The 12,544-nt window shown below is 73.0% G+C and carries 11 protein-coding genes; 4 read left to right on the top strand and 7 right to left on the bottom strand.

Annotation, left to right across the window (positions count from 1 at the left end):
• The first annotated feature begins 45 nt into the window (after positions 1-45).
• Both DEJ18_RS14510 and DEJ18_RS14515 read left to right on the top strand, forming a co-directional pair.
• Positions 46-645 (top strand): uridine kinase family protein, encoded by a 600-nt coding sequence (locus DEJ18_RS14510; RefSeq protein WP_111210021.1) that lies wholly within the window; start codon positions 46-48, stop codon positions 643-645.
• 90 nt (positions 646-735) lie between these two features.
• Positions 736-1,491: a hypothetical protein gene (locus DEJ18_RS14515; RefSeq protein WP_146241510.1), complete on the top strand. Its 756-nt coding sequence runs from the start codon at positions 736-738 to the stop codon at positions 1,489-1,491.
• Between the two features lie 66 nt (positions 1,492-1,557).
• On the opposite strand, the gene DEJ18_RS14520 is transcribed toward DEJ18_RS14515, so the two are convergent.
• Together DEJ18_RS14520 and DEJ18_RS14525 are read right to left on the bottom strand one after the other, a co-directional pair.
• On the bottom strand, positions 1,558-4,176 hold the full coding sequence (locus DEJ18_RS14520; protein WP_111210019.1) for a polynucleotide kinase-phosphatase: 2,619 nt from the start codon (positions 4,174-4,176) through the stop codon (positions 1,558-1,560).
• Complete coding sequence (locus tag DEJ18_RS14525; RefSeq protein WP_111210018.1) at positions 4,173-5,696, bottom strand: 3' terminal RNA ribose 2'-O-methyltransferase Hen1; 1,524 nt, start codon at positions 5,694-5,696, stop codon at positions 4,173-4,175. Before DEJ18_RS14525 ends, DEJ18_RS14520 begins: the two co-directional genes overlap by 4 nt.
• A gap of 171 nt (positions 5,697-5,867) precedes the next feature.
• On the opposite strand from DEJ18_RS14525, the gene DEJ18_RS14530 reads away from it, so the two are divergent.
• Complete coding sequence (locus tag DEJ18_RS14530; RefSeq protein ID WP_111210017.1) at positions 5,868-6,476, top strand: hypothetical protein; 609 nt, start codon at positions 5,868-5,870, stop codon at positions 6,474-6,476.
• Between the two features lie 70 nt (positions 6,477-6,546).
• The gene (locus DEJ18_RS14535) at positions 6,547-7,146 is read left to right on the top strand and encodes a dihydrofolate reductase family protein (RefSeq protein ID WP_111079968.1); all 600 of its coding nucleotides are present in this window, start codon (positions 6,547-6,549) and stop codon (positions 7,144-7,146) included.
• Positions 7,147-7,477: 331 nt separating this feature from the next.
• On the opposite strand, the gene tsaE is transcribed toward DEJ18_RS14535, so the two are convergent.
• From tsaE to glmS, 5 genes are read right to left on the bottom strand one after another with little or no spacing between them, the layout of a single operon-like run.
• On the bottom strand, positions 7,478-7,933 hold the full coding sequence (tsaE, locus tag DEJ18_RS14540) for a tRNA (adenosine(37)-N6)-threonylcarbamoyltransferase complex ATPase subunit type 1 TsaE (RefSeq protein ID WP_111210141.1): 456 nt from the start codon (positions 7,931-7,933) through the stop codon (positions 7,478-7,480).
• Between the two features lie 38 nt (positions 7,934-7,971).
• Positions 7,972-9,135 (bottom strand): alanine racemase, encoded by a 1,164-nt coding sequence (gene alr / locus DEJ18_RS14545; protein WP_181434147.1) that lies wholly within the window; start codon positions 9,133-9,135, stop codon positions 7,972-7,974.
• Positions 9,132-10,235, bottom strand: coding sequence for an alanine racemase (alr, locus tag DEJ18_RS14550; RefSeq protein ID WP_111210015.1), 1,104 nt, complete (start codon positions 10,233-10,235; stop codon positions 9,132-9,134). The genes alr (DEJ18_RS14545) and alr (DEJ18_RS14550) overlap by 4 nt, the downstream gene beginning before the upstream one ends.
• On the bottom strand, positions 10,232-10,630 hold the full coding sequence (locus DEJ18_RS14555) for a holo-ACP synthase (protein ID WP_111210014.1): 399 nt from the start codon (positions 10,628-10,630) through the stop codon (positions 10,232-10,234). The genes alr (DEJ18_RS14550) and DEJ18_RS14555 overlap by 4 nt, the downstream gene beginning before the upstream one ends.
• A 7-nt stretch (positions 10,631-10,637) precedes the next feature.
• Entirely contained in the window at positions 10,638-12,485 is a 1,848-nt protein-coding gene (glmS, locus tag DEJ18_RS14560) for a glutamine--fructose-6-phosphate transaminase (isomerizing) (RefSeq protein WP_111210013.1), read from the bottom strand.
• Positions 12,486-12,544 lie beyond the last annotated feature (59 nt).

A 12,544-nucleotide genomic window follows, 5' to 3' on the forward strand; every position in this document is an offset into this window, starting at 1 on the left:
CCGTCCATCGTAGGCGCGGACGGCCACCCGCCCTACGCTGACGAGGTGGACCGCGATGCCCTGCTCGAGCACGTCCGGACGCTCCGTGCCTCGGCACGGTCACCGATCGTCGTCGGGGTGTCCGGCCACTGCGGGTCCGGCAAGTCGACGCTCGCCAGGGCCCTCGTCGACCACATGCCGGGGGCGGTCCGGATCCGCGGTGACGACTTCCTCGACCCGACCCGGTCGCACCGACGATCGACTGACTGGGACGGCATCGAACGCCTGCGTCTCGGCTCGGAGGTCCTCGAACCGCACCGCGCTGGCCGGACGGGATCGTTCCGCCGCTTCGACTGGTCGACCCGGGCGCTCGGTCGACCGGAACCGCTGCCGGTGACCGACGTGCTCGTCGTCGACCTGATCGGGCTCTTCCACCCGGAGGTCCGGTCATTCCTCGACCTGACGGTCTGGTGTGACGTGGACCTCGATGAAGCGGCCCGACGCGGGATGGCCCGTGATCACGAGCTCGGACGGGCGCACGACGACCTGTGGCGCGACGTGTGGATCCCGAACGACCGGGCGTTCGCCGAGCGGTTCGGCCCGCGGGACTCTGCGGACGTGCGGTACCGCTCGCGCGGCCGCCCATCGACGCCCGGGAACGGGTGAAGCCGCCGTGACCCGAGGGACTACGACGGCTTCCAGAACCCGAGCAGCCTTCCGACTGCGGGACTATCCATCGATAGTAGCGTGCCGTGGGTGATCCCGGCTCCCACGTACGACGAACAGCGAGCGCTGATCGCGAGCCTCGCGCCCGCTCGGCTGCGCCGCTTCCGTGCGGCGGTCGGCGGCGCTGACCGCGCCGCGGTCGAACTGGCTCTCGTCGACGCATCGTTGGCCTCGCATCTGCACGCGGTCTTGCGCTTCCTCGAGGTCGCGTTGCGCGAGCACCTGCACAGGGCTCTCACGGCGCATTTCGGGCCCCGCTGGTTCGAGACGCAGCGGGACTCGTTCGACGAGGACCTCCTCCGACAGGTGGAGACGGCGATCACGCGCGTGGGCGTCGGGGCGCAACCGGGCCAGGTCGTCGCGCAGCTCATGCTGGGGGCTTGGGTCGCCGTGTTGGGCCGCGGTGGCCGCAGACCCGACGGAACGAAGGCGTCCTACACCGAAACGCTCTGGGAACCAGCGCTCAGCCCCGCGTTCCCGGGTCGGACGCGTCGGGAGGTCCACCGGATCGCCCTGCGCCTCAACTGGGCCCGCAACCGCATCAACCACTGTGAGCCCGTCGTTTTCGGGTTCCCCCAGCCGGGGATCGTATCGGAGGGACGCCAGCTCCGCCGTTCTCCGGGACGCATCCTCGAGGATGCGCGCATGCTCACCGCCGCGCTGAGTCCCGAACTCGGAGCGTGGACGAGGCGGTGGGACGCGGTGGACACCCTGGTCCAGGACGAGCGGGCGCTGTCCGCCCTCGACCACATCGCGACGGATCGGCGCGTGTCGCTGGAGCGGTGAGCAAGAGGCGGCACGACTGGGGCATCGGGCGGGCGGGCGGCGGACGAGCCGCGTGCGCTCGTCCGCTCACAACCGCGGGTCCACCGCCTCCGACTCGAGCGCCAGCACGCCGAACACCGGCTGGTGCACCCGCCACAACGGCTCCCGCTCGACGAAGCGCGCGAGCGACTCGAGCCCGAGTGCGTACTCCCGCAGCGCCATCGACCGCTTGTGCCCGAGGTCCCGGTCCTTCAGGCGCGTGAGGTTCGCCGGTGCCGTGTACTCCGGCCCGTAGATGATCCGCAGGTACTCGCGGCCGCGGACCTTCACGCCCGGCTGCACGAGCCCCTTCGGCCCGAGGGTCAGGTTCGACTCCGGCTTCACGACGGCGCCCTCACCCCCGGCACCGGTCAGCTCCTGCCACCAGTCGACCCCGGCGGCGCGGGACACGTCGTCGTGTACGTCCACGAGCAGCGACCGCGTGGCACGGACGACACCGGGCGCGGCGGCGGCGAGGCGTCCCGCCACCTCCAGGTGCCAGCCGTGCGGCCGGTCCGAGAACGTCCGCCCCTCGGCCGCGAGGACCTGGAACGGCGCGAACCGCACGTCGTCGATGCCCGTCGCGGGTGCCGCGTACCGCCGGTAGGACTCGGTGTAGGCGGTGGCGTCGCCCGCGCGCTGCTTCGTCCGGGCCAGCAGGTCCGTGACGTCCACGCCGGCGTCGCGGGCCGCGGCGAGCGCCGTGAGCGTCGCGGGGAACGCCCCTGCCGCTGCCGCACCGACCTCGGCGTACCAGTCGCGGATCATGCCCTCGGCCTTGACCGCCCACGGCAGCACCTCGCCGTCGAGGAGGACCCAGTCGGAGTCGAGCTCAGCCCACAGCCCCGCCGCGTCGACCGCGACGTCGAGGCGGGACAGGAACGTCTCCGAGTCGGTCTCGTCGAAGAACGCCCGGCCGGTGCGCGTCGTGACGACCCCCCACCAGCCGGACGGGGCGTCGAAGCGGGCCGGGTCGCGGGTGAGGAGCACGGTGGCCCGGGAGCCCATGTGCTTCTCCTCCATCCGGACCGTGTCGACGCCCTGGCCCCGGTAGTACGCGAACGCATCGTCCGGGTGCTCGAGGTGGTCGGGGCGCGCGGCCGTCGCGACGGGGCTCATCGTCGGCGGCAGGTACGGCAGCCAGCGCGGGTCGACGGCGAAGCGACTCATCACCTCGAGCGCACCGGCGGCGTTCTCGGCGCGGATGCCGACCCGGCCGTGGTGCCGGGTCTCGATGACCTGCTTGCCGGTGACGTCCTCGATCGGGAGGAGCCCGGGGACGCGACGGGGCGAGGCGGGGGTGACGGCGGGCCTCCCGGCCGGACTGGGGGCTCGTCCGCCGTCCGTCTCGTCGGCACGCGTTTCCGACGTGCCCGGCGCGCGCAACGGCTCGAGGGGCTTGGCGGCCTCGTAGTGGACGCGCTCGGCGTCCACCTGCACGACCTCGCGCTCCGGGTAGCGGAGCGCCGAGAGCTTCCCGCCGAACACGCACCCGGTGTCGAGGCACATCGTGCCGTTGATCCACTCGGCGTCGACGGTCGGCGTGTGGCCGTAGAGGACCATCGCCCGGCCGCGGTAGTCGTCCGCCCACGGCAGCCGCACCGGCAGTCCGTACTCGTCGCTCTCACCGGTCGTGTCGCCGTACAGCGCGAAGGAGCGGACCCGTCCGGAGGCCCGGCCCTGGTACTGCTCCTTGAGGCCGGCGTGCGCGACGACCAGCTGGCCGTCATCGAGCACGAGGTGCCCCACGAGGGCGCGACAGAACTCGCGGACCTCGGTGCGGAACACGTCCGGCTCGGCGGCGAGTTGCGCGAGCGTCTCGGCGAGGCCGTGGCCGGTCTGCACCTTCCGGCCGTCGAGCGCGCGGACGAGCTTGTCCTCGTGGTTGCCCGGGACGGCGAGCGCGTGACCGTTCCGCACCATGCCCATCACGAGCCGGAGGACGCCCGGGCTGTCCGGGCCACGGTCGACGAGGTCGCCGAGGAACACCGCGCGGCGTCCCTCGGGGTGGACGGCGTCGACGGGCCGCCCGGTGTCGTCACGGAGGAGCGTCCAGCCGAGTCGTCCGAGCAGTGACTCGAGCTCGGACCGGCAGCCGTGCACGTCGCCGATGACGTCGAACGGGCCGTGCTCGTCCGTCCGGTCGTTGAGCAGCGGCTCGCGGACGATCGTCGCGGCGGCGACCTCGTCCTCGCCGTGCAGGACGTGGACGCGGCGGAAGCCCTCCTTGCCGAGGCCCTTCAGCCCGCGGCGGAGCTGCCCCTGCTGGCGCCGGACCACGTCGGCGCCGAACTCCCGGCCGGTGCGGGCCGCGTTGCGGGCGAGGCACAGGGCCGCCGGGACGTCGAGGACGATGGCGACCGGCAGGACGTCGTGCTCACGGGCGAGCCGGACGAAGTCCCGGCGGGCCTCGGCCTGGACGTTCGTCGCGTCGATGACGGTGAGCAGTCCGGCGCGCAGACGCTGGGCGGCGACGTGCTTCAGGGCCTCGAACGCGGCGGGGGTCGCAGCCTGGTCGTCCTCGTCGTTCGAGACGAGCCCGCGGAAGAAGTCGCTCGACAGGGTCTCGAAGCGACCGAAGTGCTGCGCGGCGAACGTCGACTTGCCGGAGCCGCTCGTGCCGACGAGCAGCACGAGGGACATGGTCGGGATCGGCAGGGCGGTCATGCGTCGGTGCCTCCGGTCGGGCTGGTGCTGCGGGTCGTCGTCGTACGGCGGAACAGGGCGAGCTGCGTGGGCGGGCCCACCTCGGGGTCGTCCTCGCCCACGGGGCGGAACTCGACGGTGTACCCGTGCCGGTCGCCGGCGGCCTGCGCCCACGCCCGGAACTCGGCGCGGGTCCACTCGAACCGGTGGTCGGGGTGCCGGAAGCGCCCGGCCGCCAGGTGCTCGTAGCGCACGTTGTGCTCCGCGTTCGGTGTCGTGAGGACGACGGCACCCGGCCGTGCGGCCTGGAACACCGAGGCCTCGAGGGCCGGCAGCCGCTCGGGGTCGACGTGTTCGACGACCTCCATGAGGACGACCGCGTCGAGCCCGGCGATCCGGTCGTCGGAGTACGTCACCGAGGACTGCAGCAACCGCACGCGGGCACGCTGCTCGTCGCTGACGTCGTCCAGCCGCAGTCGACGTTCGGCGCGGGCGAGCTCCCGAGGTGCCACGTCGGTGCCGATGACCGTCGTGAAGGAGCGGTCCGCGAAGAGGTGCCGGAGCAGAGCGCCCTCGCCGCAGCCGAGGTCGGCGACCGTGCGGGCCTGGACATCGGCGAGCGCCGCGAGCACCGCCTCGGCGCGCCGGTGGTACAGCGGCGTCTCGGTGTGCAGGTCGTCGATGAGAGGTGACGCGTCGACCGTTGCCGTGCCTCCCGGCTCGGTGGCCCGGCGGACACCGTCCTCGGCCCCGGCGTCGATCCTCCCGCCGTCCGCGACGCCGGCGTCGAGACCGGCGTCCACGCCGAGGAGTCGCGAGGTCGCGTCGTCCACGAGCCCGCGCTGATGGGCGAGCGAGCGGGTCGTGATGAGTTCGCGGAGCGGGTGCTCGGCGAGCCACCCCTCGCCGCGGCGGAGCAGCATGCCGACCTCGTCGTCGCCGACCCAGTAGTGCTTCGCGTCGTCGAGGACCGGCAGCAGCACGGTGAGCTGTCGCAGTGCGTCGGCGAGTCGGACCTGCCCCTGGAGCCGGAGCCCGACGGTGGCGGCGTCACCCCACTCGGGCCGGGTCTCGTCGAGCGGCCGTCGGGTCTCCTCGACGGTCCAGCCGAGCGGCGCGAACAACCGCGTCGCGAGCCCCGTCCCGTGCTCGTCGACCTCGCTCGGCACGCTGGTGAGGGCGAGTTCGAGGTCCATCGGTGCCGCGGCCCGCTCCGGACGGGAGGTGCTCCGGCCGCCCATGGCGCTCCGGAACACCTGCCCGATCGCGAGCGCGAGCATCGACGTCGATGCGTAGGGCCGGTCGTTCACGTACCGCGAGAGGGCCTGCGCGTCGGCGCCGTACCGCTTGCTCCGGGCGAGGGCGATCGCGTCGACCTCGAGGAGCAGTGCCGCGGTGCACGTGGTCGTCGTGTCGGCGGGGTAGAAGACGTGCGCCGTGCCGACGCTGAGGTCGAACGACTGCGCGCGCCCGGGGTGCTTGTGGAGCAGGTGCGAGAGGTCCGGCGCAGCCTCGCCGCGAGTGGTGATGGTCACGAGCATCCGTGGCCTCCGATCGTCGTCGTCCGGCGTCCTGCCGTCCGGCGGGTCGAGGCCGGAGAGTGAGCCTAGTACGACGACGTGGCGGACCGGGAGCACAGGCGGCCCCAGCAGACTGGGACGTCGACCGAGCAGCCACCTCCGGCGCCGGTCGACCCGGACAGGAGGCCCGTGATGGTCGTGTACGACAGCCGACCGGTCCGACGTGCCCGCCAGGTCGTCACCGACCTCCTCGTCCTCGTCGGTCTGGTCCTCTCCGTGGTGGTGGGCAGGGAGGTCGCCGGCTCGATCGAACGGCTCGCGTCCATCGGCACCCGCGTGCAGGACGAGGGCTCGGCGTTCCAGCGGCAACTGTCGGCGACCGCACGGGCCCTGGCGGACATCCCCCTCGCCGGCGACGCCGTGAGCGCGCCGCTGCGGAAGGCGAGCGAGCACGCGGGCGCCGTCGCGGCCGCGGGAGCGCAGCAGCACGACACCGCCGTCCACCTGGCGCACCTCGTCGGCGGCGGCCTCACCGTCGTGTTCGTCGTGGTCCTGCTCCTCGTCTGGACGCGCACCCGTGGCCGGTTCGTCCGCGCCGCGACCGCTGCCCGCGAGGTCGACCGTGGGCCGGACGGGACCGAGGTCCTGGCGCTCCGGGCACTCGTCGGACGCGACGCCGTGACCGCGCTCGGCCCCGGGGTCGTCGACCGGTGGCGGGAGCGGGACCCGGCGACCATCGCGGCCCTCGCCGACCTCGAACGCCGCAGCTGCGGGCTGCGGAGCCGTCCCGGTCGGCCCTGACCCGGACTGCCGGTGTCTTGTCGGGCGGGCAGCCCGGCGGTACCGTCACGGCATCGACGAAGGAGTCCCGATGCCCGCGCGCTTCGTGTACTGGATGAACGTCTCGCTCGACCTGCTCATCGAGCGGGACCACGGCGACCACAGCGGCCTCGAGGGGCCCGACTGGCTCCGCATCGACGGCCCACTGCACCGGGAGTTCAACGCCCGTGCCCGCGCGATGACGATGTTCGTCGAGGGGCGGGTCGTCCGCGACATGATGGACCCGTTCTGGCCGGACGCCCGAGCGGACGAGTCGCTGCCGGAGTGGTTCCGCGAGTTCGGGCACATCTGGACCGACATCCCGAAGGTCCTGGTGTCGCGGACCCGGACGGCCGCCGACCACCACACCCGGGTCATCGGCGGTGACGACGCGATCGCTCAGCTCGCGGCCCTGCGGCAGGAGTCCGAGGGGGACATCGCGGTCGGCGGGGCGACCCTCGCCACGCAGCTGCTCGCCGCGGGGCTCGTCGACGAGCTCCTGCTGTACACGCACCCCGCGGTCCTCGGCGCCGGTCGACCGCTCTTCGACGAACCGGTCCCGGAGCCCCTGCTGCTCGACCTCCTCGAACAGCGCGCGTTCCCCGACGGTGTCACCCTGCACCGGTACGCAGTGCGGGGAGCGACGGCGTGAACGCGCCGGAGCGGCAGTGCCCGGTCGGGGCGAGGGTCGAGGGCGCTCGTTGCGGGTTCGGGTCTCCGCGACGAGCGCCCTCGCGCTACGACGCCGTCGGGTACGACGCGTGGTCACGACGAGGCCAGCCCGGGAACAGGGATCGGGCATCCGCGGCAGGGTCCGCGGTGTAGCGCGGGCGACGCTACGCCGTTCGCGCTCGATACCCAAGCGTTTCGAGCATGTTGGCCGATCTCCGCGGTCTCGGACGGGAGGCCCACACCGCGTCAGGGACGCCCGTGCGGTGATCCGGGCCTCCCGTCCGGCGCGGGAACCGACCCGGGACGGCGGGTCAGAGCGTGACGCCCTGCCAGCGCGGTCCACTACCGGTGACGACGACCCGGCGGGGCTCGTCCGGGACGTCGTCCGGGTCGACGTCCTCGCCGGTCTCGGCGGCACCGCCGGTCGCGCGGACGATCTCGACGTCCAGGACGCTGTCGCTGACTCCGTCGACCATGCCGCGACCCCACTCGACGACGACGATCGAGCCGTCCCAGTCGAGGTCCAGGTCGTCGAGCTCCACCGGGTCGCTCAGTCGGTAGGCATCCACGTGGACGAGGTCCGGGCCGGCGGTGGTCGGGTGGGTGCGAGCGAGCACGAAGGTGGGGCTGGAGACCTGGCCGCGGGCGCCGAGTGCGGACCCGAGGCCGCGCGTCATGGTGGTCTTGCCGGCACCGAGCGGTCCGGTGAGCACCACGAGGTCCCCGGCGCGCAGCACCCGGGCCAGGCGCGCGCCCAGCGCCCCCATCTGCTCCGTGGTGTCGACCGTGGTGTCGAGCAGGACGGTCACGTCCGCTCCCCGCGCAGGTACTCGCCGACCCGGCCCGCACCGGAGTGGCCCTCGTGCACGCGCTGGACCCGACTGCCGATCCGGCAGACGACCTCCTCACCGATGGTGTCGATCGCGGCCGCCCACTCGAGCACGGTCATCTCGCCGTCCTCGCCGGTCCCGAACAGGGTCACCGGGTCACCGACGCGGACGTCGTCGTCACCGACGTCGACCAGGAACTGGTCCATCGCGACCCGACCGGCGATCGGGTACCTGGTGCCGTTGATCGCGACCTCGACCCGGCCCTGCGCCGCCCGTGAGACGCCGTCCGCGTACCCGACGGGCACGAGCGCCAGGGTCGTCTCGGCGTCGGTGCGGTACGTGTAGTCGTAGGAGACACCGGTGCCGACCGGCACGCGCTTGGTCTTCGCGACCGAGGCGGTCAGGGTCATCACGGGCCGCAGGCCGAGATCCGCGGCGCAGACCCCGTCGGCGCCGGGGATGCCGAACAGGTTCGCCCCCATCCGGACCATGTCCTTCCGGAACTCCTTGCGTTCGAGACCGGCGAGCGAGGCGGCGACGTGCTCCCACCGGATGTCGAGACCGAGGTCCTCGGCCTGCTCGACCATGGCGTCGAAGTGCGCCACGGCCGCGGCGTCGTCGGCGTCCGAGGTCTCCGCCAGGTGGGTGTACGCGGCGACGACCTCGATCCGGCCGGCGCGCTGCGCGTCGCGGGCGAGCTCGACGAGGGCCGGCCACTCCCGGGCGGTCGCACCGTCGCGGTGCAGTCCGCTGTCGACGCCGAGGTGCACGCGGGCCGGACGCTGGTCGACGGCGTCCAGGACGCGTCGCAGCTCGGCGACGTTCGAGACGCCCAGGTCGACGGCGGAGTCGACCGCATCGCGGAAGTCCAGGCCGGGGTCGTGCTGCCACGTGAACAGCCGGACGTCCTCGCCGACGCCGATCGACCGCAGCCGGAGGGCGGCCGGGACCGTGAGGACCCCGATCCACCGGATGCCGGCATCCACCGCGGTCAGGGCGATCGCCTCGAGACCGTGCCCGTAGGCGTCGGCCTTCATGATCGCCATGAGCTCGACGGGGTCCATCCACGACCGGACGAGGTCGAGGTTCGCGCGGTAGGCGTCCAGGTCGATGACCGCCCGGCGGAGCGGTGCGCTCACGTCGTCCTCCGTTCCACGCTGCGGCCGACCCTGGCGACCACCTCGTAGTTGATCGTGCCGATCGCGTCGGCCCACTCCTCCACCGCGGGGTCGCCGTTCGCCGGGTCGCCCCAGAGCACGACCTCGTCCCCGATCGAGACGTCGGCGTCACCGATGTCGATGTGCATCGCGTTCATCGCCACCCGTCCGACCACCGGGAAGCGGCGGTCGCCGATGCGGACGGACACGGCGTTGCCGGACCCGCGGTCGAAGCCGTCCGCGTAGCCGAGGCCGATCACCGCGAGCCTCGTGTCACGCTCCGCACGCCACGTGTACCCGTACGAGACACCGTCGCCGACGGGGACCGCGATGGTCCGGAGCACGGCGGCGGTCACCCGCATCGCGGGCCGGAGCCCGAGGTCGGCCGAGGTCCGGTCCGGGAACGGGCTCAGCCCGTACAGCGCGAGCCCCACCCGTGCCAGGTCCCGCCGGGTCTCCGGGAGCGCCAGACTGCCGGCGCTGGCGGCGAGGTGCACCACGTCCGGACGGATGCCGACCGCGGCCAGGCCGTCCAGCGCCCGCTGGAGCGCGGCGTCCTGGTCGAGGTCGTCGGCGCGCGACGCGTTCGACAGGTGGGACATCACACCCTCGATCCGGGTGCGGTCCCCGCCGCGGGACAGCGCCGCCGCCGTCGCGAAGAGCTCGGGCCACTCGGACTCGACCGCGCCGTTGCGGCTCAGGCCGGTGTCCACGACCAGGTGGACCGCGGGCACGTCGGCGTCGGCCGCGGTCGCGAGCTGCTCGACGCTGGAGACCGCCGGGGTGATGCCGTACCGGGCCGCGCGCCGGAAGTCCTCGTCCGGGGCGTGCAGCCACGCGAGGACACGGACGCCCTCGTCGATCCCGGCCCGCCGGAGCGCGACCGCCTCGTCGAGGTCGGCGACGCCGAGCCAGTCCGCGCCGGCGTCCACGAGCGCACGGGCCACCTCGACGGCGCCGTGCCCGTACGCGTCGGCCTTCACCACCGCGACGACGCCGGCCGGGGCCACCTGTCCGGCGATCGTCGCGTAGTTGGCGATCAGCGCCTCCCGGTCGACGGTCACCCCCGTGAACGCGCTCACGCGATCGGTCCTTCCGTTGCAGGCCGCTCCCGGCCCTCGATGACGACGAACGCCGTCGCGATCCCGCCGTCGTGCGACAGCGAGAGGTGCACGTGCGAGACCCCGCGGTCGTCCGCCACCCGCTGCGCCCCCTCGTGCAGGGTGAGCGACGGGTTCCGCTGGTCGTCCGCGACGACCTCGAGCTCCCGCCAGCGCAGGCCGGCGCTCGACCCGAAGGCCTTGATCAGGGCCTCCTTGGCGGCAAACCGGGCGGCGAGTGACGCCACCGGGCGCGGCTCGCCGTCCCGCAGTTGCTCGGCGTCGGTGAACAGCCGCGACCGCATCGCGGGGGTCCGGGTCAGGACCCGCTCGAACCGTTCCAGGTCGACCACGTCGACCCCGATGCCGATGATCACGTCGCGACTACTCGACGGTGACCGACTTCGCGAGGTTGCGCGGCTGGTCGACGTCGAGGCCCTTGGCCGCGGCGAGCTCCATGCCGAACATGTGCAGCGGGGCCACGGCGAGCAGCGGCTCGAACAGCGGCGTCGCGAGCGGGATCCGCAGGACCTCGTCCGCGAAGGGCAGCACGGCGGCGTCGCCCTCTTCGGCGATCGCGATCACCCGAGCGCCGCGGGCGCGGATCTCCTGGATGTTCGAGACGACCTTCGGGTGCAGCGACCGGGCGTCACGCGGCGACGGGACGATGACGAAGACGATCTGGCCGGGCTCGATGAGCGCGATCGGACCGTGCTTGAGCTCACCGGCGGCGAAGCCCTCGGCGTGGATGTACGCGAGCTCCTTGAGCTTGAGCGCGCCCTCGAGCGCGATCGGGTACCCGACGTGGCGGCCGAGGAACAGCACGCTCCGGGTGTCCGCCATCCACTTCGCCAGCTCGGCGACACCGGAGGCGTCCTCGATCGTCTGCTGCAGCTTCTCGGGGAGCCCCTCGAGCTCGGCGACCTGCTCGGCGACCTGCTCGGCGGTCAGCGTGCCGCGCAGCGTGGCGAGGTGCAGCCCGAGCAGGTACAGCGCGACACCCTGCGCCAGGAAGGCCTTCGTCGAGGCCACCGCGACCTCGGGCCCGGCGTGCGTGTAGATCACGGCGTCGGACTCGCGCGGGATCGTCGCGCCCTGCGTGTTGCAGATCGAGAGGACCTGGGCGCCCTGCTCGCGGGCGTACTTGACGGCCATGAGGGTGTCCATGGTCTCGCCGGACTGGCTGATCGAGACGACCAGGGTGCGGTCGTTCAACACCGGGTCGCGGTAGCGGAACTCGTGGGCGAGCTCGACCTCCACCGGGACGCGTGCCCACTGCTCGATGGCGTACTTGCCGAGCATGCCGGCGTAGGCCGCGGTGCCGCAGGCGATGACGATGACGCGGTCCACCTGCTGCAGGCGTTCGGCGATCGGATCGAGGTCGGTCAGCGTGATCGCGCCCTCGTGCACGCGGCCGAGGACCGTGTTGCGCACGGCCTCGGGCTCCTCACTGATCTCCTTCGCCATGAACGAGGACCAGCCGCCCTTGTCGGCGGCCGAGGCGTCCCAGTTCACCTCGAACTCGCTCGGCTCGGCCAGGGTGCCGTCGAAGTGGATGACGTCGACGCCGTCGGGACGGATCGTGGCGATCTCGTCCTGCCCGATCGAGAGCGCCCGCTGCGTGTAGGCCACGAACGCGGCGACGTCCGAGCCCATGAAGTTCTCGCCGTCCCCGAGCCCCACCACGAGGGGCGAGTTGCGCCGGGCGCCGACGACGACGCCTGGCTGGTCGGCGTGCACGACGAGGAGCGTGAACGCCCCTTCGAGCCGTGCCACGGTGCGACGCATCGCCTCGGTCAGGTCGTGCGTCTCGTGGAACTCCCGCGCCACGAGGTGTGCGGCGACCTCGGAGTCGGTCTCGCTCGTGAACGAGACGCCCTCGGCCAGGAGTTCGTCCTTCAGCGGGGCGAAGTTCTCGATGATGCCGTTGTGGATGAGGGCGAGCTTGCCGCCGTCGGCCAGGTGCGGGTGCGCGTTCTCGTCGGTCGGACCGCCGTGCGTCGCCCAGCGGGTGTGCCCGATCCCGGTGCCGCCGTCCGCGATGGGGTTGGCGTCCAGCTCGTCGACGAGCATCTGGAGCTTGCCGGCCTTCTTGGCCGAGGTCATGTCACCGGAGGGGTCGACCACGGCGATGCCCGCCGAGTCGTACCCGCGGTACTCGAGACGGCGGAGGCCCCCGAGGAGGACGTCCGTGCTGCTGTTGCTGCCGACGTAGCCGACGATTCCACACATGGGATCGATCCTACGGGCACTGCCGGGAGCACCCTGCGAGCCGCCCCGGAGGTGGGGAT

This window comes from Curtobacterium sp. MCSS17_015 (assembly GCF_003234265.2).
In the GTDB taxonomy this organism is placed as follows: Bacteria; Actinomycetota; Actinomycetes; order Actinomycetales; family Microbacteriaceae; genus Curtobacterium.